Origin of the sequence: Fibrella aestuarina BUZ 2 (genome assembly GCF_000331105.1) — a bacterium.
GTDB classification, from domain to species: Bacteria; Bacteroidota; Bacteroidia; order Cytophagales; family Spirosomataceae; genus Fibrella; species Fibrella aestuarina.
Window position 1 is genome coordinate 4,118,704 of sequence record NC_020054.1, and the last position, 22,042, is coordinate 4,140,745.

21 protein-coding genes are annotated in these 22,042 nt (G+C 59.0%); 15 read left to right on the plus strand and 6 right to left on the minus strand.

Features of this window, described 5'->3' with window-relative positions; genetic code table 11:
* Positions 1-34: 34 nt before the first annotated feature.
* From FAES_RS16820 to FAES_RS16830, 3 genes are all read right to left on the minus strand, one after another.
* Positions 35-1,507: a histidine kinase gene (locus tag FAES_RS16820; protein ID WP_015332435.1), complete on the minus strand. Its 1,473-nt coding sequence runs from the start codon at positions 1,505-1,507 to the stop codon at positions 35-37.
* An 83-nt stretch (positions 1,508-1,590) separates the two neighbouring features.
* Positions 1,591-2,247 carry a hypothetical protein gene (locus FAES_RS16825; protein WP_015332436.1) on the minus strand — a complete coding sequence of 219 codons (657 nt, stop codon included), beginning with the start codon at positions 2,245-2,247 and terminating at the stop codon, positions 1,591-1,593.
* A gap of 215 nt (positions 2,248-2,462) precedes the next feature.
* Positions 2,463-3,446 (minus strand): glycoside hydrolase family 43 protein, encoded by a 984-nt coding sequence (locus FAES_RS16830; RefSeq protein WP_015332438.1) that lies wholly within the window; start codon positions 3,444-3,446, stop codon positions 2,463-2,465.
* A gap of 237 nt (positions 3,447-3,683) precedes the next feature.
* Between FAES_RS16830 and FAES_RS16835 the strand changes: the two genes are divergently transcribed.
* The 3 genes from FAES_RS16835 to FAES_RS16845 all read left to right on the plus strand — a co-directional run bounded on the left by FAES_RS16835 (position 3,684) and on the right by FAES_RS16845 (position 6,234).
* On the plus strand, positions 3,684-4,370 hold the full coding sequence (locus tag FAES_RS16835; RefSeq protein ID WP_041259074.1) for a response regulator: 687 nt from the start codon (positions 3,684-3,686) through the stop codon (positions 4,368-4,370).
* Between the two features lie 111 nt (positions 4,371-4,481).
* Entirely contained in the window at positions 4,482-5,852 is a 1,371-nt protein-coding gene (locus tag FAES_RS16840) for a HAMP domain-containing sensor histidine kinase (protein ID WP_015332440.1), read from the plus strand.
* A 127-nt stretch (positions 5,853-5,979) separates the two neighbouring features.
* The gene (locus FAES_RS16845) at positions 5,980-6,234 is read left to right on the plus strand and encodes a hypothetical protein (RefSeq protein WP_015332441.1); all 255 of its coding nucleotides are present in this window, start codon (positions 5,980-5,982) and stop codon (positions 6,232-6,234) included.
* Positions 6,235-6,309: 75 nt separating this feature from the next.
* On the opposite strand, the gene FAES_RS16850 is transcribed toward FAES_RS16845, so the two are convergent.
* Positions 6,310-7,428: a glycerate kinase gene (locus FAES_RS16850; protein ID WP_015332442.1), complete on the minus strand. Its 1,119-nt coding sequence runs from the start codon at positions 7,426-7,428 to the stop codon at positions 6,310-6,312.
* Positions 7,429-7,708: 280 nt separating this feature from the next.
* On the opposite strand from FAES_RS16850, the gene FAES_RS16855 reads away from it, so the two are divergent.
* From FAES_RS16855 to FAES_RS16875, 6 genes are all read left to right on the plus strand, one after another.
* Complete coding sequence (locus FAES_RS16855) at positions 7,709-8,731, plus strand: Gfo/Idh/MocA family protein (protein ID WP_015332443.1); 1,023 nt, start codon at positions 7,709-7,711, stop codon at positions 8,729-8,731.
* A 156-nt stretch (positions 8,732-8,887) separates the two neighbouring features.
* A complete protein-coding gene (locus tag FAES_RS29090) occupies positions 8,888-10,507 on the plus strand; it encodes an endo-1,4-beta-xylanase (RefSeq protein ID WP_015332444.1) in 1,620 nt (539 codons plus the stop codon).
* A 98-nt stretch (positions 10,508-10,605) separates the two neighbouring features.
* Entirely contained in the window at positions 10,606-11,055 is a 450-nt protein-coding gene (locus tag FAES_RS30110; RefSeq protein ID WP_148289388.1) for a hypothetical protein, read from the plus strand.
* An 80-nt stretch (positions 11,056-11,135) separates the two neighbouring features.
* Entirely contained in the window at positions 11,136-11,282 is a 147-nt protein-coding gene (locus tag FAES_RS30410; RefSeq protein ID WP_158408788.1) for a hypothetical protein, read from the plus strand.
* A gap of 40 nt (positions 11,283-11,322) precedes the next feature.
* Complete coding sequence (locus FAES_RS16870) at positions 11,323-11,931, plus strand: GrpB family protein (protein ID WP_015332447.1); 609 nt, start codon at positions 11,323-11,325, stop codon at positions 11,929-11,931.
* Positions 11,924-13,138 carry an FAD-dependent monooxygenase gene (locus tag FAES_RS16875; protein ID WP_041258008.1) on the plus strand — a complete coding sequence of 405 codons (1,215 nt, stop codon included), beginning with the start codon at positions 11,924-11,926 and terminating at the stop codon, positions 13,136-13,138. The genes FAES_RS16870 and FAES_RS16875 overlap by 8 nt, the downstream gene beginning before the upstream one ends.
* A gap of 89 nt (positions 13,139-13,227) precedes the next feature.
* Here the strand turns inward: FAES_RS16875 and FAES_RS16880 are convergent, their stop codons facing one another.
* Both FAES_RS16880 and FAES_RS16885 read right to left on the minus strand, forming a co-directional pair.
* The gene (locus FAES_RS16880; protein ID WP_041258010.1) at positions 13,228-14,538 is read right to left on the minus strand and encodes a serine hydrolase; all 1,311 of its coding nucleotides are present in this window, start codon (positions 14,536-14,538) and stop codon (positions 13,228-13,230) included.
* Positions 14,539-14,671: 133 nt separating this feature from the next.
* On the minus strand, positions 14,672-15,226 hold the full coding sequence (locus FAES_RS16885) for a hypothetical protein (RefSeq protein WP_041258011.1): 555 nt from the start codon (positions 15,224-15,226) through the stop codon (positions 14,672-14,674).
* 256 nt (positions 15,227-15,482) lie between these two features.
* Here FAES_RS16885 and FAES_RS16890 point away from each other — a divergent pair, with 256 nt between their 5' ends.
* From FAES_RS16890 to FAES_RS16915, 6 genes are all read left to right on the plus strand, one after another.
* Positions 15,483-16,919 (plus strand): hypothetical protein, encoded by a 1,437-nt coding sequence (locus FAES_RS16890; RefSeq protein ID WP_041258012.1) that lies wholly within the window; start codon positions 15,483-15,485, stop codon positions 16,917-16,919.
* A 35-nt stretch (positions 16,920-16,954) separates the two neighbouring features.
* Complete coding sequence (locus FAES_RS16895) at positions 16,955-18,400, plus strand: oxidoreductase (RefSeq protein WP_015332452.1); 1,446 nt, start codon at positions 16,955-16,957, stop codon at positions 18,398-18,400.
* Positions 18,397-19,209, plus strand: coding sequence for a 3-ketoacyl-ACP reductase (locus FAES_RS16900; RefSeq protein WP_015332453.1), 813 nt, complete (start codon positions 18,397-18,399; stop codon positions 19,207-19,209). The genes FAES_RS16895 and FAES_RS16900 overlap by 4 nt, the downstream gene beginning before the upstream one ends.
* 23 nt (positions 19,210-19,232) lie before the next feature.
* Positions 19,233-20,468 carry an MFS transporter gene (locus FAES_RS16905; RefSeq protein ID WP_015332454.1) on the plus strand — a complete coding sequence of 412 codons (1,236 nt, stop codon included), beginning with the start codon at positions 19,233-19,235 and terminating at the stop codon, positions 20,466-20,468.
* 247 nt (positions 20,469-20,715) lie between these two features.
* Positions 20,716-21,126 carry a TerB family tellurite resistance protein gene (locus FAES_RS16910; protein ID WP_015332455.1) on the plus strand — a complete coding sequence of 137 codons (411 nt, stop codon included), beginning with the start codon at positions 20,716-20,718 and terminating at the stop codon, positions 21,124-21,126.
* A gap of 13 nt (positions 21,127-21,139) precedes the next feature.
* Complete coding sequence (locus FAES_RS16915; protein WP_015332456.1) at positions 21,140-22,030, plus strand: hypothetical protein; 891 nt, start codon at positions 21,140-21,142, stop codon at positions 22,028-22,030.
* Positions 22,031-22,042: the final 12 nt, after the last annotated feature.

A 22,042-nucleotide genomic window follows, 5' to 3' on the forward strand; every position in this document is an offset into this window, starting at 1 on the left:
GGCAAGGCGTTGGCCCTGCCGGTTAAGCGGTCTATTAGCCAACCGAAGCCGAGGCGGCGGCCGGGCTGGTCAGGCGGTTCATTTTCAGGCCAATGCAAACCTGCTTCTGGGGTTTATTCTGTAACTCAAACCGGGCGTCGTCGGCATACAGCAGGCGCAGTTTGTCCTGAATGCTCCGCAGGCCATAGCCCCCGCCCATCTCGTCGGAAAAAGCGGGGCCGTTGTCCTGCACCGTGAGCCAGAGCCAGCCCGCTTCCTCACGGATACCCACCCGGATGCAGCCCTCGTCGGCCCGTTTGCTGATGCCGTGTTTGATGGCATTCTCAACGAGCGGTTGCAGCAGAAACTGCGGGATGGTCAGGCCGTCGAAGCGAGCGTTGTCACCGTCGACCTCAAACCGGAGCCGGTCACCAAACCGTACCTGTTCGACGCGCAGGTACGTTCGGACCATGTCCAGCTCATCGGCCAGGGTCGTAAACAGGCTGCCATCGCGACCGGTGCTGTAGCGAAACAGCTTGGACAGCAGCAGGGTCATTTCCTCGGCTTTGTCGGGATCTTCGTGGACCAGACTGGCAATGCTGTTGAGGGCATTGTACAGAAAATGGGGGTTTATCTTGGCCTGTAGCGCATCGAGTTCGGCCCGGTTTTTCAGCTTCTCCATGTTGAGCAACTGAAATTCCTGTTCCGACATTTTGCGGGTGAGTTGCCGCCCCTGCCGCAACACATACAGGAAGGTGTTGCCCACGATCAGGTAGGATAGGATGTAGAAGATAACGGGGGCGTTGTCGGTGGTGTATTCCGGTCGTTTCACCAACTCATTGACGGCCGACTGGCCAAAGAAGAAAAAGGTGGTCAGGCTAACCGTGGTCGACGTCATAAACGTCGCGCCCGAGGCCAGCAGGTGCCGCAACCAGGGGGATTGGATGCGTTGATTGAGCCATTCGTCGAGGAGCCAGATAACCAGAAAGATCCCGGCCCCGATTGCGACATTCTGGATGATCAGAAAGCGGTAAAGCTGGGCCATCAGCGGGTCTTTCGAGATCGCAATCTGGGCCGTGAAGTAGATGATGCCGCTGAAGCCATACACCACCAACGCCCCCGCGATCATCCCGATCAGTAGCCCCCAGAAGGGCGTTTGCAGCAGTTTGGCCAGCATGTTGGGCTCGGCCGACCTGTCTTTTGGCTCGGATTTGGCGGATACGGCCGCAAAACTCAACCGCGTCCCCGTCAGGTTGGCCCCGTTCAGCACGGTGTTCGACAGGTCGCTGAAGCTCAGGTTGGCGTCGGTCAGGTCGGCATCGCGAAAGTTACTACCCCGAATGGCCGAAAAGCTCAGATCGGCCCCGCGCAGGATGGCCCCTTCAAAATTGGCTTTGGTCAAATCAGAAAAGCTAAAATCAGCCCCCGTCAGGTTGAGGCCACTGAAGTCGAACCCACGCAGGCTTTGCCCCCGTAGTTGCAGCCGCTGCGTGCCGTTGGTCCGTTTGATGAGTTGATCGCGGGTCATGGAAACTGTTCGCTATTCACTGTCTACTGGTCGGTTGTTGGCTGACGCTCGCCTACTCCAGCGTCAGCCAACAACCGACCAGTTTAATCGCACTGTCCCAGCACGGGGTCGATGTGGCTCTGGCCCCAGGCGGGGGCCAGGTCGCTTGCTGGTTTGAAGGTAGCCAATTTTTCGGTCGCCGTTTTCAGCACGGGGCAAGCCGTTTTGGGGCCACCACCGAAATTTTCGGGCGTGAAGATCAGCCCCAGCCCTTTCAGCACGTAGGGCCGGGGGTTGCCGGGGTTCTGCGCGATGGCTTTCCCAATGGCGGTTTCAAATTGCGGGCCGTAGGTTTGCCAGCGGTTGGCGAGGTCGACCGACATGCGCGACTGGGCGATGTAGGCCCGCAGCACCGACAGTTCGTCGTTATTGGGCGACAGCTTGTCGGCTTCGTTCAGGTACGTATCGGCCCGGTCGAGAAACCGGTCTTTTTCGGCTTGGTCTTTCCCGATAAACCCCAGATACACGTAGGTGAGGCCCGCATAATAGCGGGGTAGCCAGGCCTGCTTTTCTGCCGAGGCGATGCGCGCAAACTCGTTGGCCAGCGCAAGCATGTCGGCGGTTGGCGTTTGGGCGCTCAGGCTATTCAGGGAGGCGATCCCCTGGCGCATGGCCTGCTGATGGGAATCGGATAAAGGCTGGGCCCGGGCGGTAAACGCCCACAGGGCCGTGAGCAGGAAAACAAGACGGACGACGTACATAGTTGAGTGCGTTTGGCTGGCTCAAACCTACGTTGGGCGCGACCCGGCTTCCAGTCGTTTCCGACAAAGTGCGGGTTCGGCGGGATAAACCCGGCCATTCGGCGCGATAGGGTTGACTCCTCATCGAGGGCCTTCCAGGTTCGGCACCCCGTCGCCGTCGTTTCAAAGCAGGGAGGCTGGTCAGGTACGTTGCCCGACCACCCTCCCTGGGTACGTTACTTCAGTACGTTTGCCTTCACGCCTTCGACCGTAATCTTGACGGGCTTAATGGCTCCGTTGGCGTCGAACTCCATGCGGTCGATGCAGGTTTCGCGGTGGTTACCGTCCGTTTCGGTGAGAGGGCGGCGGTGGTACACGATGTACCAGTCGTCGGTACCGGGCACGTTCAGCACTGAGTGGTGACCGGCGCCTCGGGCCACGGTGGGGTCCTGCTGGAGAATTTTGCCCACCCGCTCAAACGGGCCGAAGGGCGAATCGGCCACGGCATAGGCCACCGAGTAGTCGGGGCCGGTCCAGCCCCCTTCCGACCACATGAAGTAGTATTTACCGTTGCGACGGAACATAAACGGCCCTTCCACGTAGCCTTTCGGTGTAATCTCACGGAACGTTTTGCCGTCATCGAAGGGCGTAAACCCTTTAAAATCAGCGTTGAGTTTAGCGATGTTGCAATGCTGCCAGCCGCCGTAGATCATGTAATACTGCCCGTCTTTGTCGTGAAACACGAACTGATCGATGGGCTGCGCGCCATTGTGGATCTGCCCGATCAGCGGTTTGCCGAGGTAATCGCGGAAAGGGCCTTCAGGCTTGTCGGCCACCGCCACGCCGATGCCCCCGATTTCGCCTTCGTGGACGTCGTTGGCTCCAAAAAACAGGAAGTATTTACCCCCTTTTTCAACGATGGAAGGCGCCCACATGGCCCGTTTCGCCCATTTCACGGCTGTGGTATCGACGATGCGCGGGTGCTTGGTCCAGTTGACCAGATCGGGCGACGAAAACGCGTCCATGAACACCTGCTTGTTGTATTTGTCGGAATAGGTGGGGTAAATCCAGTAGCGCTTACCAAAGAGGGCCACTTCGGGATCGGCATACCAGCCGGGAAACAGGGGATTCCCCGACATGGTTTTGGGTTTTGTAGCGGTTTGGGCCGCCGCGGGTAGCAGCAGGCAGGCAAGCAGACCGGTAGTCAGCAGACGGTGCATACGTATCGAGAGTGATGTCTTGGGTAAAGACGAAAGTTAAGCGGTTTACCCCTACCGGCCTCGTCAGGTACGTTGCCGAAGTGGGGTCTTGTGGGGCCAACCAAGCGTCCTAATCCAGTGTTAATGCAAGGTATCCGGGCTTAGCGTTACCTTGCTGAAACGAAACCAAGAGCGCGATGTCGCCGGATGACCGATGCGGCCCGGCGCGCCATTGCCCATTTATACCCCTATTCACCCATGTCCACGAAACCGCATCTGCTGGTTGTTGAAGACGAAATTAAAGTAGCAGCCGCCCTGAAGAAAGGGCTGGAAACGCAGGCCTACGCCGTTGACGTGGCCAACGACGGCCGTGAAGGCAAACGGCTGCTGGGGGTCAACCGCTACGACCTGGTGATCCTCGACGTAAACCTGCCGTTTGTGAGCGGCCTCGAACTGGCCGAATACGCCCGTAGCAAAAACGATCGCCTGCCTATTCTGATGCTGACGGCCCTGGATACGACCACCGATAAAGTGCAGGGCTTCGACGCCGGGGCCGACGATTACCTGGCCAAGCCCTTTGCCTTTGCCGAATTGTTTGCCCGCGTGAAAGCGCTGCTGCGCCGCGCCGTGCCCGCCGAGCCCGACCCCGTTCTGGCCTTTGCCGACCTCGAACTCGACCGGTTGGGCAAGGTGGCGCGTCGGCAAGGACTGACCATCGAACTGACCGCCCGCGAATTTGCCCTGCTCGAATACTTCATGCGCAACGCCGGCCGGGTCCTGTCGCGCGCCGACATCGCCGAGCAGGTCTGGGACATCGGGTTCGACACCGGCACCAACGTGATCGACGTGTACGTGAATTACCTCCGCAACAAAATCGACAAGCCCTTCGCCACCAAGCTGATCCACACCGCCGTGGGCATGGGGTATGTGTTGAAAGAAAAATAAAAATAGGTTGCTGTCCCCCGTTCACGGTCTTCGGCTGACTGGTGCCCGACCAGGTTCGCGTCAGCCAGCAGAGGCCAGCCAACAGAGAACAGCAAACCGTGCTTCCCCTCTATGACCATCCGAACGCGCCTGACCCTCTGGTTTACGGGACTGCTCTCGGCCCTCTTGCTGGTGTTTTGTCTGGTACTCTATACCGTGGCCGAGCGGCACCGGGAACGCGAATTCCGGGAGCGGCTGCGGGCCGAAGCGCAGACCTCGGTGGGCTTGTTGTTTGGCCGCGAAACCATCAGCCCCGAGTTGTTCAAGCTCCTTGACCGCAACCACATGACTGTGCTGCCCGATGAGGAGATTATTATTTACGACAGCCAGAACCACATCCGCTACGAAAGCGGCACCGACTACCTCGCCGTCGACCGCACGACCCTCGACCGGGTGCGCGTAGAGACGGATGTATACTGGCGCGAGAAAGACCGCGAAATTGTGGGCACGGCCTTCACCGCCCAGGGCAACCGGTTTGTGGTGTTTGCCTCGGCGGTCGATACCTACGGGTTCAGCAAGCAGCGCGATCTGGCCTGGCTGCTGGCCGTGGGCTGGCTGGTGGTCACGGGCGGCTCGTTTGGCGTGGGGCGGTTTCTGGCGGGTCGCAGCCTGCAACCCATGCGCCGCGTGATTGGGCGGATCGACGGTATTTCGGCCACGCAACTCGACCAACGCCTGCCCACCGGCGCCGACAACGACGAGATCGATCAGTTGTCGGAGCGATTCAACCGCATGCTCGACCGCCTCGAAGCCGCCTTCCGCATGCAGCAGGCCTTTGTTTCGCACGCCTCGCACGAACTGCGCACGCCCCTCACGGCTATGTCGGGACAGTTGGAAGTGTCGCTGCTGACCGACGAAGAACCCGCCGAACTGCGCGAAACCCTGCGCTCTGTGCTCGACGATGTGCGCGGCATGACCCGGCTCACCAACGGCCTGCTGTCGCTGGCGAAAGTGGGCGTAGATGCCTCAGCGGTGCGCATGACGCGCTTTGCGCTCGACGAACTGCTCTGGAAAGTGCGCGACGAAGTGCGGCGCCTCCATGCTGGCTACCAGATCACCGTCTCGCTCGACACGGCACATGGCGATCAACCCACCGACTGGCAACTGACCGCCAGCGAGCCGCTGATCCACACGGCCCTGCTGAACCTGTTTGAAAACGGCGGCAAATTCTCGCCTACCCACCACGTCACGGTGAATCTGGGCCAACAGGCGGACACGTTGCAGCTACGGATCCACAACGACGGCCCGCCCATCCCCGCCGATGAGCTGCCGAAGCTGTTTGCGCCGTTCCAACGTGGGACCAACGCGCAGGGTATCCCCGGCCACGGCGTGGGGCTTTCGCTCACCCAGCGGATCATCCAGCTCCATAACGGCCGCCTCGACGTGACCTCTAGCACCGAGCAGGGTACCACATTTACGGTAACCCTACCCCAAAATCTGTAGCCTCGGTTCACATCGGTGAACGCTGCCTACCTAAGCGGCGATTTGCCAACGACCGCGCTTACATAGGCCCAACGCGCAGCCGCCACCCAATGCATATTCTGTATCTTTTTTTAACGTACCTGCACTTATGTTTTCAGCCAAGGACTATTCCGTAATGACGCTTGACGAGTTACTATCAGAAAAGAAAGCCATGAAGTCAGGCACAATCGCAACAGCTTTTGTCATTGGCATGCTGGTTGGGGTGGCTGTGTGGTCAGCCGTAGGTGGTAAGTTTCTTCTCACGATTGGCCTGCTTGGCGCCGCTATGTTTATTGGCAACAAAAACTCAAAAGCCAGAAAGGCAATCCAAACGGAGATCCAGCGCCGGCAATCGGTGGGTTAGGGCTTCGTTTCCGTATCACGTTGGCTAGGTACTATGCTGATGTGGCCGGATGCCTTCATCAATCCACGCTGATCATCATCGCCCCAGGAGCCGTATCACCTGCCAGGTCGTTTGGGTGAGGTAATGGGCGGCGTGGGTCAGCGCGTCGGTTAAGGTAATCGGGCCGGGAGCGATGGCAAAGGCGCTGGTTAGCCCCAGAGTCGTTAGCTCGTCGGGCGAGAGTTGTACCGACCCCCCCAGCGCCACGACCGGAATCGCCTGCTCGTTGGCCAGCCGGGCTATGCCCGCAATCAGTTTGCCCTGTAAGGTTTGCTTGTCAATTCGCCCCTCCCCCGTCAGCACCAGGTCAGCCCCCTTCATCGTTTCGGCTAGCCGCGTGTGGTCGATCAGCAGTTGAACACCTTCCGTCAGGCGGCCATTCAGGAAGAGGACCGCCCCGGCACCCAGCCCCCCCGCCGCGCCGCCGCCCGGCAAAGTCGACACATCGACGCCAAGCTGCTGCCGAACCCGTTCGGCCCAGTGCGTCATACCGGCGTCAAGCAGCGGCAGGTCGTCCGGCGTAGCGCCTTTCTGCGGCGCGTAGACATACGTGGCTCCTTGCGGCCCCACCAGCGGGTTTGTCACGTCGCAGGCTACGTCTACGGTTCCTGTCCAGGCTATGGCGGGCGCGATAATTTGGTCGATCTGGGCCAGGTTCCCGCCACAGGGGCGCAGCACCTGACCGGCTTTATCCAGGAACTGCCAGCCCAGCGCGGCAGCCATACCGGTGCCGGCATCGTTGGTGGCACTCCCACCAATCCCCAGCACGATCCGGTCGACGCCCTGCTCTATCGCCAGCCGAATCAATTCGCCCGTGCCGAAGGTGTTGGTCTGGAAGGGATTGTAGTCCGCTGGATTCAATAACCGCAGGCCCGAAGCCTGCGCCATTTCAATGAAAGCCGTTTTGCCATCGCCCGAGATACCATACCCCGCTTCGACCGGGCGCCCCAACGGATTCTGCACCACCGCCGTATGCCAGACGCCCCGCGTGCCCTGTGTCAACACCTGGGCCGTGCCTTCGCCCCCATCGGCCATGGGAACAGCCACCACCTCAGCCACCGGATTGGCCAGCCGAATGCCTTCCGTCATGGCTGCGCATACCTCCGAAGCCGTCAGCGAGCCTTTGAATTTGTCGGGTGCCAGCACAATTCTCATCGTCGGTTTGCGAGTGGGTGATGTGGGGAGTGTTTTATCATCGGGAACGCCAACAGACGCGCCTTAGCCCGCCGACGTACCTGGGTGGCAGCTTAAAAGAACCTGTTTCAAGCGGGCCATTCGCCGAAGCGGATCGCAATCCTACCATTATTTCCAGGACAAATCAAATCGGTCGGGCTGGGTACGTTCCCGCTGACGGCATCTCGTGCTGGCGGCTTTAGGGGCGACCCGCTCAGGGCCGCAGTGGAGTAGACAGGCCACTTTTTGCGTTCTTTAGGGTATGTCCAAATCGAACGTAGCCATCATCGGCGGGGGAAATATTGCCGATAAAAATCACATCCCGGCCCTGAAGCAGGTAGCCGAGCAGGTCGACATTGTGGCCGTATGCGGGCGCGATAGGGCCAAAGCCCGTGCACTCGCCGATAAACACGCAATCCCCCATGCCTTCGACAACACGGGCGAGCTGTATCGGGTTTGCGCGCCCGACATGGTGGTCATCTGCACGCCCAACAACCTGCATTACCCACAGACCATCGAAGCGCTGGAACACGGCTGTCATGTGTTCTGCGAAAAACCATCGGCCCTACACGCCCGCGACGCCCGGCATATGGCCGATCTGGCTGCCCAGAAGGGCCTGACGCTGGCGTATAATTTTCAGCTACGGCAAACGGGTGAATGTGAATTGTTGATGCGGTGCAAAGCCGAGGGGCTCTTGGGCGACATCTATCACATCAAGGCCCAGTTTCTGCGGCGACGGGGTATTCCGGGCTGGGGTTCCTTCACCAACAAAGCCGTGCAGGGCGGCGGCGCGCTGATGGATCTGGGCGTGCACGTGCTCGACCTGGCCCTGTATGTGCTCGGCTTCCCGACGCCCGATCAGGTGCTGGGTAACACCTACGACCTGATCGGCAAAACGGGCGGTAAAGGCCTGATGGGCAGCTGGAATCCCGCTACGTTCGACGTGGAAGATGCGGCGATGGCGTACCTGTCGTTCCCAAACAAGGCGTCGGTTATGCTGTCGGCGTCGTTTGCCCTCAATACCCAACTCGACAAAGACCGGAATCTGGCGGTTTTCGGCAGCAAAGGCGGGGTCAGCCTGTTTCCGTTTACGTTGCACACGGAACTGGCGGGCGAGCTGGCCGACGTTCGGTTTCCGTACCTGGAAGACGTGGATAGCCAATTGAAAAATACCATCGCCTTTCTGGATGCCTGCCAGCACAAGCCGTCGAACGTCTGCACTGCCGAGCAGGGTGCGCTTTTGCAAGAAATCGTCGAGCGGATTTATCAGTCGGCGGAGCGGTAAATTCCGGCAACGCGCCTATCCATCCTACAAGAAACGATTGCTAGTCGGCAGGCAAAACAGAATTTCGTTTGCCCATTATTCGTTTTAACAAAATAATAAAACAATTATTTCACAAAATCGTTATAATTACACATTTAATTAACCATATAGTTCTATATGAAAATAAATACCTGGAAACTTATATTAGTACTGGCCGTTGTGTCCGCCTGTAAGAAGGAGGTCGATAATGGCACCACGCCAACGCCGACACCGCCGGTGCTGGAAAGCGTACCGCTGAAGTCGGTGGCGACCTTCCCGATTGCGGTAGCGGGTAGCAACGGCGCTTTTCTGACCAATCCTACTTCCTCGGAGCTGCTCAAGCGGGATTTTAACGGCATCACGTTTGAAAACGAGATGAAAAACAGCGCCCTCGTCACTAGTTCGGGGGGCTATAATTTCGCGACAGCCGATGCCATGGTGGCGGCAGCGCAGGCCGCAAACATTCAGATCCACGGGCACGTGTTGGCCTGGCATTCTCAGGCGCAGGGCACTTATTACCGAAGCATTCTGAATGCAGCCCGGCCGAGTGGCGTCAACCTGGTCCCGAACCCTGGCTTTGAAACCGGAGACGCAAACAGCTTTGTCAATTTCACCGTGCTGAACAGCGGCAACCCCGCTGGTACCGCTACCATAACGGCCGGTTCCGGCGCGGCCGAGGTACGTTCCGGTAGCCGCTCCATGAAGGTCGTAAACCCCACGGCTTACACCACCGAGCAATGGCGCGTGCAGGTAGCAACGGATCCGATTCCGCTGACGGTGGGCAAACAGTATCAGGTCAGCTATTGGGTCAAGGCGGCCACTGCAAACGGCTCTATTCGGCTCTCAACGCAGCCAACGCCCTTGTATCAGGGCGATCAGACGATTGGTACGGCCTGGCAGCAGGTAACCTGGCTCATCACGGCCAACGAAGCCCAGACCCGCATTGTCTTCGATATGGGCCGCAACAGCAACACCTACTTCATTGATGACGTGAGTGTCAACGAACTAGTTACGTCGGGGAGCCCAACCAACAATTACACGAAAGTGGATAGCCTGCTCAAAACCACGATTCAGCAGATTGCCGGGCATTTCAAAGGAAAAGTGCGGGGTTGGGATGTGATCAACGAGATGTTTGCCGATGGCCCTGCGGGGGCGATCCGAAACAATACGAACACCGCCAACGCAACCGCCAATGACATCTTCGTCTGGAGTGAATACCTGGGGCGTGATTTTGGCGTGAAAGCGTTCACCTACGCCGCCCAGGCCGACCCGACAGCCAAATTGTTTATCAACGATTATAACCTGGAGTTTTCGACCGCCAAGCTCGATTCACTCATCGCGTACGTCGCCGAAATCAGGGGAAAGGGCGCCAAGGTGGATGGCATCGGCACGCAGATGCACGTCAGCATCAACACCAGCAAAGACCAGATCGATGCGCATTTCAAAAAGTTGGCGGCTACGGGCCTGCTCGTTCACGTTTCCGAACTGGACATTGGCGTCAATACGAATAACGCGGCCAGTTTGGTCTTCACCGAGGCGCTGGAAAACACGCAGGCCGAGATGTATAGCTACATCGTTACGTCCTACATGCGCAACGTACCCAAGGCCCAACGGTATGGTATAACGATCTGGGGCTTGCTGGATAACCAAAGCTGGCGCTACCGGAACGGGGCCGATTACCCGCTGCTCTACACCCCAGCCGGCACCAAAAAGAAAGCGTATGATGCCGTGTTAAACGCCCTACGCTCAGGATTATAAGGCGGGATGCTTGATAACTCAGCATCCATTGGCGAACAATTCAATCGAATTGTTCGCTTTTTTTATACTCGATTGGCGCCTTACAACCCGCAAGCCCCTTGAAAAGCACCCTGACAAGCCTGCTGGTTTTTACCCTCTCCTGTACGCGACCAGCTCACACGACTCACCCTGTCGCAGATGGGGCGTTGAGTTTGTATCCCAAACCAACGCTCCTGGACGAACCCGGCTTTACGAAACTGGCAATTTCCAGACAGGATAGTACCATGTGGCTCCGCGCCGACATCCAGCGGGATCATCACATTTTTGGCTACGAACAACCCGACACCACGTCAAGAAAACTGCTTTTATTATCCCTTTTTACCGACAGCGTACAAGGGAATCCGCACCAATGCCTGTATGGCGCCTATTACGAATCGGCTAGCCTGAACGACCTGCACCTGACGTTTGTCCGGTTTACGAATGCGTTTGCCGAAAGCCGCTTGCTGTCGGGCGCGAAGCCGATTGATACGCTGTATTTCCGTAAGGAATGGGTGATGTGGACACCCTGATGCTGCGGTTTGTTCACCGGCAAGCAGCGCGTTTCGCAGCAGTCTGGTCGCCAGCCGAACGATTAAGGTTTCAGGTACGTATGGAAGCCCCGAACGACGCGCCAACCGGCAAGCAAGGGGGTAGTTTGTTTGGCGTCAGCACAATGGCCATTTTTATGGCCGGGTTGCGCCAGTATAGCGGCTACGCACCGACGCAAATTCCCCTGAACACCGCCGAATTGGCGTAGAAAGCGTATCCGAACTGACGGGCTTTTTGTCCGCCGTCCTATGACCAAAGCCCCCATCCACATAGCCGATTACTCGCCGGCCTGGGCATCGGCCTTTGACGACTTAGCGGCTGTTTACCAGGCCCACCTCGGCGATTGGCTCACTGCCATTCAGCACGTTGGCAGCACATCGGTACCGGGGCTGGCGGCCAAGTCTGTCCTCGACATTGATTTGGTCATTGCTGACCGGAACGACCTTGACCCGGTAATCGACCGGCTGTCCAGGCTGGGCTATGTGTACCGGGGTGATCAGGGTATTACCGACCGGGCGGCATTCAAACGGCGCTCCGACCAGACACCCATCGACGGCTCGGCACGTACCTGGCCCGCTCACCACCTCTACGTATGCCCGGCCGACAGCCTCAGCCTGCGCAATCACCTCACCCTGCGCGATTGGCTGCGCCAGCATCCCGATGAAGCCAGCGCGTACGGCAAGCTCAAGAAGGAACTGGCCCGGAAACACCCGTACGATATGGACGCCTACATCGAAGGCAAGACGCCGTTTATCACGGGCATTTTGAAAGCGGCGGGATTTGCTGATATTGCCATCCAGACAATCACCCGCGAAAACCGGGCGACGCCCACCCTATCATCATCCGTTCGTGACTAAACCGACTGTGCTTATCGCCGGGGCCAGCATTGCCGGTCCTACCCTCGCCTTCTGGCTTACCCGCTTTGGCTATCAACCTACTATTGTCGAGCGGGCCGATGCGCTCCGGCTGGGCGGGCAGAATATCGACATCAGCGGCGCAGCGCAGCAGGTGGTGCGGCTGATGGGGATTGAAGACGCGATACGGGTGGCGAACACCGGCGAGTTGGGCGTCCGATTTGTCGACGAAACCAACGCAACGAAAGCCGAGTTACCGAAAGGCGAATCCAGCATCGGCACCCGCGAGCTGGAAATTCTGCGGGGTGACCTCGCCCAGATCCTATATGACCTGACGAGCGATAAGGTCGAGTACCTTTTCGGCGATCAGATCACGGCGCTGACCGACGAGGAGACCGGGGTGAAGGTGACGTTTCAGCAAGGAAGTCGCCGCCGGTTTGACCTAGTGATCTGCGCCGACGGCATTCGGTCCAGAACGCGGTCGCTGGTCTTCGGTGAGGAACCCGTTATCAAACCCCTGGGCCTGTATACCTCGTATTTTACCGTGCCGCGCACGGCGACGGATAGCGCCTGGGCCCGCTGGTACAACGCCCCCCGGTCGCGCGTGGTCTTCCTTCGGCCCGACAATGTAGGCACCACCCGCGCCTCCTTTTCGTTTTTATCCGAGCCCAAAGGCTACGAACGCCTGCCGATGGCCGAGCAGAAAGCCATTCTGAAACAAACGTTTGCCGACGCGGGCTGGGAAGCGCCCCGGCTACTGGCCGCCCTCGACGACAACACGGACATTTACTTTGATGGCATTAGTCAGGTAAAAGCGCCGCGATGGTCGAAAGGTCGGTGCGCGATGGTCGGTGACGCCGCCTACTGCCCGTCGCCGCTGAGCGGCATGGGCACCAGTCTGGCCATTGTGGGGGCCTACGTGCTCGCTGGGGAGCTGGCTCAACATGCCGATTACCGGCAGGCCTTTGCGGCCTACGAAAACCGGTTACGTCCGTTTGTCGAGGAGGTGCAGTCGTTGCCACCGGGCGTGCCGTGGGTGGCGCATCCCAAAACCCGACTTGGCATTGCGGTTTTCAACGCCGGGATACGGCTCATTTCCAGCCGGTTTGCCCAGCGGATCGCTGCGCTATTCAATCGCAAGAGCGACAGCCCGACAAACGACTCGTTTGTCTTGCCTGACTACGAGAAAGCCGCTATCGCCAGCCGGTAGCGAGCAGGATTTGAGCCTGGCCCGGTAGCGAGCGGCACCCGTGGGGCTCAACATTCGCCGGTACGCTCCTTACGGATGCAGCATTTCCGTCAATTTTCGACGTTTTTTACGACGGGGCGGCTGTCGGTACGGCGTTTTTCGTAGTCGACCCGGAAGCGGCTCAGGTCGGGCTTGTGGGTACGTTGCCGGGTACGTTCGTATTGGTAAATTGTCTGGCCCAACTGGTACAAAAACGGATGCCCCACCGACTCGTATTCGTACTTGTTGTCGTTCAGGATACCGTCGCTGTTGACGTAGATCGTCGCCGACAGCATGAATTCGACGCCATTGGCAAAATCAGCCACGTAGGAAGCGTCGGTTAGGAAGCCATAGGCCCAGCCCACTTTATTGAACACGCGCAGGCCGTTGGGCATAGCGTGGTGCAGGCTGTCCTTGAAGAAAAACTTCACGTAACTGTCGTAATACGCGCTGGCGTCGTATTTGGGGTAGTTGGTTTCGCCGGGGTATTGCGAGAGATACTGGTACACAAACCGGTAGTCGTCGGGCGTGAGGGTAAACCGCTGGCGCGCCGGCACCGATTCGGGGAACAGCACCGATTGCAGCATCCGGTGCAGCGATTCGAGGGGTAGTCTGTTGCGCTCCGTAAAATCGAACGGCGCATTGACCAGGCTGTCGTTGGCTGTCAGATAACCCTTCCCCAGTTTGGCTACCCGCCGAAAATCAAACGGATCGGGGTTGTAGGCGGCGGGTTGCGCGTAAAGCAGCGCGCCATCGGGCCGGATAAACCGCAGGGGGTTGGTGTGCCGGTTTTCGTCGGCGCTCATGCGCACAAACCGGTGGGTGATGCGCGTGTCCGGGTAGCCTTTGGCGTGCAGCGACCGGTTGAATTCGCCCTGTCCGATGAACTCGTAGAGCCGGGTGTAGGGGTCGTTTTCACTCACCAGAAACGCCTTTTTGATGAAATGGGCAACAGACGGAAGGCCCGTTTCGGACGTGCTATCAGTCCAGGCGTGGGTCTGTCGGCTGTAGGCGCTGTCGATCTGCACCGGCGTAAATTTCGTAATGGCCGGGTTGTTCAGGCGGTTGATTTTTTCCACTGCCAGCAGCGCGGCGGGCAGCTTCACCGTCGACGCCGGGTTAAAATACTCGGTGCTGTCGACGCGGAAATAGTAGTGCCGAAACGACGGCCGGTTTTGCCGGTCCCGGTCGATCTGCGTGTAGATAATTTGCAGCCGATACGCCGCCGGATTCCGAATCACCGACCGAAACAGCGGATTGGTGTTTCGGGAAAACAGCTTCGTCAGAAACGCATCGGTTCGGGCCTGACCGTAGCTCGATGTGATGCCGGGAAAAAGAAGGAGTACCAGGCTCTTACACCAAAAGCGGGTTACGTATAGCATAGGGCGGGAATCTGGTCGGCAAGTTACGCAACATGGCTGGCGCGCGAGCCGTCGACAGCGCATGAGCGAATGGCTAACCGTTGGTTGACTAAACAGCCGTTACACTAAGGGGCCGCGACCGACCAACTAGCCGTTAGTCCGGCACAACGGCACCCTCGAAACCAAGCGTCATAGGTGCGTTGAACGATTCGGTATTGCTCGGGCCGGTCGGCTGTAACAGCAGATTGCGGCATTTGACGTACAAAAACTTGTTGATCCGTGACACCTCGACGGCACCCTTTTCAGCGGTCCACTCCTTGATTTTCTTATCCGACACATCGCCGAACGATACCCGCACCTGTCGGTCGGGGGCGTTGCCTTTGCTGGCGATTTGATACGTACCCGGTGTCGGGTTGTCAATCCCAAAGTCTAGTTGCAGCACATAGAGCCGATCCGACGTAAACGAGGTATACAACCCCTGTATGACCTGAAAACCGCCTTTGTAGGCGTAGGGTGTTTTCGCGGCGTTGGTCACCTGAGCGCGCACTTCTCCGAAATTGTACCAGCCATTCGGCCCGCTGTACACCGGACTTTTGGGATTCGTGTAACGATCGTCTTGGGCAGGTGGTACGTTGGACCAGCTATCCGTAGCGGGTGGTTTGGATGCCTGCTGCGCCATACCGACCGAGGTCGTTAGCAGCAGGCTCATTATGAGTAAGTGACGGTAGTTCATGGCTGGTTTTTTGGCAAGGTACGGGAAAGCAGCGCATGGGCTATGTAGACGCTACTATTCGGTCAGCGGCCCCTGATCGGCGCGGCCTAGCCGGGTTGGCAGCCGGTAGCACCACTCGCTGACTAACGCACCCTGGCCGCTGGTTGCGGTTTCCCTAAAAGTAGAATCTGCCGGTGCGCTGTTTTGTGTGGGTAGCCGATTCACCCGCCCGGCCGCCTCCTTAGTCTACCGCATGATCCACCTGAATTCGACCCTTACCCCGTCTGATTTATCGACCAAACTCAAGCGTTTCTGGGCGCTCTCGGGCCAGAAAATAAACCACCTTGAGCAGACGTACGACCCCAAAAACGGATCGCCCGTGTTCACGATTCAGGGCCGCTACACCACCCGCGGCTGGACCGAATGGACGCAGGGGTTTCAGTTCGGGTCGGCCCTGCTGCAGTTCGATGCCACCGGCGACGAGTCGTTTCTGGCCCTCGGCCGCGACCGGACGCTTCAGGTGATGGCCCCGCACGTGAGCCACGTGGGCGTACACGACCACGGCTTCAACAACGTCAGCACCTACGGCAACCTGTTACGGCTGATGCGGGAGGGCAAAACGCCGCCCAATGAGTGGGAAGCCCACTTCTACGAACTGGCCCTCAAAATCTCCGGCGCGGTGCAGGCCAATCGCTGGACACCCATCAGTGGCGACGGGCTGGGTACGTCGGCCGGGGCGGGGTATATCTATTCGTTCAATGGGCCGCACTCGTTGTTTGTCGACACCATCCGGTCGTGCCGGGCGCTGGTGGTGAGCCATTTGCTGGGCCACACGTTTCAGGGTGAAGGCGACAAACGCATCGACCTGCTCGAACGGGCGCTGTTGCACATGCAGGCCACGGCCAATTTCGCGGTCTACTATGGCGAGGGCCGCGACACCTACGACCTGTGGGGCCGCACCGCCCACGAAAGCATTTTCAACGTCAACGACGGTAATTACCGCTGCCCCAATTCGCAGCAGGGCTACACGGGTTTCAGCACCTGGACGCGCGGCCTTGCCTGGGCCATGTGCGGCTTTGCCGAAGAACTCGAAGCCCTGGCGGTCATCGGCGACGACGAACTGACCCGCTTCGGGGGCCGTGCCGCGCTGGAAGCCATGCTGCTGAAAGCGGCGCGCGCTACCTGCGATTTCTACATACAGCACACGCCCACCGACGGCGTACCCTACTGGGACACCGGTGCGCCCAACCTCCACAAGCTCGGCGATTACCTCGACCGGCCCGCCGACCCCTTCAACGACCACGAACCCGTCGACAGCTCGGCGGCGGCCATCGCGGCGCAGGGATTACTGCGGCTGGGACGCTACCTCATGCAGCCGGAACGTACCCAGTCAATCGACGGGCAGGACGCCGCCCAACAGGGCCAAACGTACTGGCAGGCGGGGTTAACAGTGTTAGGTACCCTTTTGGAAGAGCCATACCTGAGTACCGATCCGCAGCATCAGGGTCTTCTGCTCCACTCGATCTACCACCGACCCAACGGCTGGGACTACGTACCCGAAGGCAGCCCCATACCGCGTGGCGAATCGAGCATGTGGGGCGATTACCACATCCGGGAAGCTGCGCTGTATGTGCAGCGCCTGATCGACGGCGGTCCCTACTACACCTTTTTCAACGGCGTCAACGCCTAAGTACCGCTACCGTATTCCTAAAACCGTCCCTGTTCATGAGCGGCAAATACAAACCGAAGTACCCCCGGATGGCCCAGATCAAAACGGCCAGCGACCTGACAACGTACCTGCAAACCAACGCGATCGATCTGCCGTTCGACACCGATCTACTGCCGCCCGACCAGAGTCCGTTTAACCGGACCATCCCGCTCAAGTCGGGCAAGACCATCGGCAACAGCCTGTGCATTCTGCCGATGGAGGGCTGGGACGGTACCCCTGACGGTAAGCCCACGGACTTCACCCGGAAGCGGTGGGTAAAATTTGCCGAAAGCGGGGCCAAACTCCTTTTTGGCTGTGAAGCCGTAGCCGTTTGTCCCGGCGGCCGGGCCAACCCCAACCAGCTGGTGATGAGCCGGGAAAATCTGCCCGAATTCGTCAGCCTTCGGCAGTTGCTGCTCGATAAACATACCGCCGCCTTCGGCAACACCGACGGGCTGGTCATTGGCCTGCAACTGACGCATTCGGGCCGGTTCTGCAAGCCGGACAGCCACAAGAAATTCGAGTCGAAAATTCTCTACACCCACCCCTTCCTGAACGCCAAATTCGGGATGGGGGCCGATTACCCTACGCTGACCGACGAGGAAATCGATACGATCATCAGCCAGTACGTCGATGCGGCCGTGATGGCGCAGGAAGCCGGTTACGACTTTGTCGATATCAAGCATTGCCACGGCTACCTGGGGCATGAGTTTCTGAGTGCCGTTGACCGGCCGGGCAAGTACGGGGGCTCGTTCGAGAACCGGACGCGCTTTCTACGGAACATCGTAGCGGGCATCCGGCAGGCTGCACCGGGCCTGGAACTAGCCATCCGCCTCAGCGCCTTCGATTTGCTGCCGTTCAAGAAAGGCGAAAATGACATCGGCACGCCCGAACTGGCCGACACCTATCCGTTTGCGTTTGGCGGGCAGGCGTCGGGCCTCGGCATCGACCTGACTGAAACTAAAGCGTTTCTTGAGTTAGCCCAGTCGTTGGGCATTCAGATGATCTGTATTACGGGCGGCAGTCCGTATTATAACCCGCACCTAATGCGCCCGGCGCTGTTTCCGCCATCGGATGGCTACCTGCCCCCCGAAGATCCGCTGGTGGGGGTAAAACGCCAGATCGACGTGACGCACGAACTAAAGAAGGCGTTCCCTGAGCTGGTAATCATCGGATCGGGCTATTCGTATTTGCAGGAATGGCTACCCAACGTGGCGCAGTATGTGCTGCGAACGGGCATGGCCGACAGCGTTGGTTTTGGGCGAATGGTGCTCTCCTACCCCACTATGCCCGCCGATATGGCGGCGGGCCGGTCGCTCACGCGCAACCACATCTGCCGCACCTTCTCCGACTGCACTACGGCTCCGCGCAACGGCCTGATCTCAGGCTGCTACCCGCTCGATCCCGTATATAAGCAACTGCCCGAAGCCACTGAGTTAAAAGCTGTCAAGGAAACGCTGTGAGCCACGCCCCATCCGACGGTCCGGCGGCTGCTACGCCCCGACGCCCGGTCGCTTTCATCACCGGCAGTAGCCGGGGGATTGGCCTGGGTATTGCCGAACACCTTGCCCGCAACGGATTCGACCTGGCCATCAACGGCGTGCGCGCCGAAGCCGAGGTTACCGACGTGCTGGCTCAGTTGCGCGCGCTGGGGGCCGACGTGCTGTATTGCCCCGGCAGCATTGCCGACCCCGAATCACGCACGGCGATGCTGGCGCGGATCGAGAGCCACTTTGGTCGGCTTAATGTGCTCGTCAACAACGCGGGCGTTGCCCCCAACGTCCGGGCCGATCTGCTCGACACATCCGAAGAAAGCTTCGACCGGGTGGTAAACACCAACCTGAAAGGCACGTTTTTTCTGACCCAGGCCGTTGCCAACTGGCTGATCCGGCAGCAGGCCGATGACGCCGCTTTTCAGGGCATGATCATCAACATCTCGTCGATATCGGCCACGGTGGCCTCGGTGAACCGGGGGGAATACTGCGTCTCGAAAGCGGGGCTCAGCATGACCACCCAACTCTTTGCGGTGCGGCTGGGTACGTTCGGTATTCCGGTCTACGAGGTACGTCCCGGCGTTATCAAGACCGATATGACGGCCGGTGTGTCGGCCAAATACGATGCGCTGATTGCTAACGGCCTCACCGTGCAGCCACGCTGGGGCCTGCCCGACGACGTGGGGCGCGCCGTGGCGGCCATCGCCGACGGTAGCTTTCCGTATTCCACCGGACAGGTATTTATGATTGACGGCGGCCTGACCCTAGCCCGCCTCTGACCCGCCTTGACCTTCTGAACTTCATGACTACTCCTCCCCTTACTGTTCGTCAGCATCTCTTTCAAATTCCCGTTCTGGTGGCCGCACTGGGCTATTTCGTGGATATGTATGACCTCTTTCTGTTCAGCGTCGTGCGGGTGCCGAGCCTGAAAGAACTGGGCGTAACGGGCGACCGCCTCCTGCCCGAAGGCATCTTTCTGCTCAACTGCCAGTTGGCGGGCCTTCTCATCGGCGGGGTGCTGTGGGGGATTCTGGGCGACAAACGGGGTCGGCTGTCGGTGCTGTTCGGGTCCATTTTGCTGTACTCGCTGGCCAACATCGTCAACGGCACCATCACCAACCTGACGCAGTATGCGCTGCTGCGGTTCATCGCGGGCATCGGTCTGGCCGGTGAGCTGGGCGCGGGCATCACGCTGGTGGCCGAAATTCTGCCGCAACGCCTGCGGAGCTACGGCTCCATGCTCGTGGCCACGATGGGCGTGCTAGGGGCCATTCTGGCCTATTTCGTCGCCGATCTGTTTGCCTGGCGCGTGTCGTACTACGTCGGCGGCGGGCTGGGCTTGCTGCTGCTGGTGCTGCGTTTCAACGTGTTCGAATCGGGACTATATGAGCACCTCAAAGCGAGCCGGACTGAACGCGGCAACTTTCTGGCCCTTTTCACCAATCCTGCCCGGCTGCGCAAATACCTGATGGCCATTATTATGGGCGTGCCGCTCTGGTTTGTGGTGGGCATCCTGATCACCTTCTCGCCAGAGTTTGGGCAACAGGCCGGGCTCACCGACCCCATTGTGGCTGGCAAGGCGGTGATGTTGTCGTTTGCCGGGCAGTCGGTGGGTGATATCGTCAGCGGGCTGCTAAGTCATCGGTGGCGCAGCCGGAAGAAGGCCATCCGGTTGTTTATTCTGCTGTCCTTCACGATGATGCTCGTCTACCTGCTGGCACCGGTTCAGCAAAACAGCACCTTCTATTTTTTCTGCTTCTGCCTCGGCTTCTGTAACGGCTACTGGACGCTCTTCATCGTGCTGGCCGCCGAACTGTTCGGCACCAATATCCGGGCTACGGTGGCGACTTCGGTCCCCAACTTTGTGCGGGGCGCTACCGTACCGCTCACCGCGCTGTTTGTGCTGCTCAAGCCCTCGCTGGGCGTTACCTACGGCGCTCTCGCTATTGGCGCAGGCGTGGTAGCGCTATCGCTCATCGCCCTCAATAACCTCGAAGAAACGTACGACAAAGACCTTGACTACGTCGAGGAGCACTGAGCACCGTAGTCTTGCTACGAACCTTCCGTTGCCGGGCCTTTTCCCCTGGAAGAACGGCCGGGCAAGCTGCGTAGTTCTTCTCCCGAAACGGGGGCCTGGGTACGTATGCCTGGCCACACCCCGATTTCTAACTGACCTCTAATCGGCCCTTAATCGGCGTCTAATTAGTCAGAACTGCTCAGGTGAGAGTTTTGTATCAACCAACTGGAACGCGGCGAGTTCTTTCTACCGCGCTCCACATAGAGCTATGATACAGAACACGGAAACCCCCGATTTATACATTGGTCTTGGCAGTCTGATTTACGCGTTAGCCAAGGTTGACGGCAACTTTCAACTCGACGAAATGCAGACGGCTAAAGAAATTTTGGCCAAAGAGCCGCATGGCGAATTAGCCCTGTACGCGCTCATGCTTCGCGAAGAATACGACGAAACCGTAGAGGAGGCCTATGCCTTTGCGATGCGCCGGTTCAGCAGTCAGCGCGACCAGTTCGATAAGCCAACCCAAAAGCGATTTCTCGACCTCCTACAGCGCATCGCCAACGCCCACGATGATGTGTCGCGTAAGGAGCAGGCGCTGATCGACCGGTTTCGGCGCGACGCCCGCCGCCTGAGAGCACTGCCCAGCGGGCAGCCAAGTAGGCCAACTCCCGTTTCCTGAGCCAGCCTACCGTATGACATGTTGCTTCGTTCAGTTAACCAGACTCAAGGCGGTCTGGCGGATTCTATGGTACAATTCATGGCACTTCCCGGTTAACAGGGCTGCTCCGAGACAGTCATCGGCCAGATGGCCACCCCCAAGCCGGCTCACTACCAATCTGTCACGATCAGTCCGGCTCGCGGCCGGGCTGGCTCTGGGCTGGGCGGCTACGCTTTCACCTGCGCTCGCCCAGCAAAACCTGTTCAACATCCCATCCTCGGATATCACCCGGAAAGGCAAGATTTTCTACCAGCACCAGATTAATCTGTATAACGATCGGTTCGAGTCGAAAGGGCATTTCGTGTATGGCTTGGGCAAAGGCTGGGACGCCGGCGTCAACGTGGTCGGCAAAGGGTTGGTGTTCAGTCCCCGGTGGGACGTTATCCACAACGACAAACTGACCTACGGCGCGCTATTCCCGGTGGTTATGGGTACGTTGCAAAAGCAACTGACCATCAGCCCCAGGTTCAACGTAAACATTGGCACGCAGGCGGGCACGAACATCAGCCGGTTTGAGTCGCGGCGGAAGCTGCACCATTTTACCTATGGCATGGCTTCTTACGAGTTTGCCCCTGGCCGCCGGATTATGGGTGGTACTTACGTCACAAACAGAGCCTACGTTGGTCCCGGCAACAACCTTGGCCTGCTCCTGGGCTATGAGTGGCGCCTCACCGATAAGTGGTTTTTGATGGGCGACTGGCTATCGGGGCACAACGACACGGGTGTGGGCGTTGTTGGGGCCATGTTCTGGCCTTCACCACGCCTACAGCTGTGCGCAGGCGCCCTGATACCCAACCCCGGCACCCCCAAACCGCCAGGCCTCGTACTGGAAATCAACATCCTGGGCTGGGACGGATCGCACTGATCGCTGGTAGCG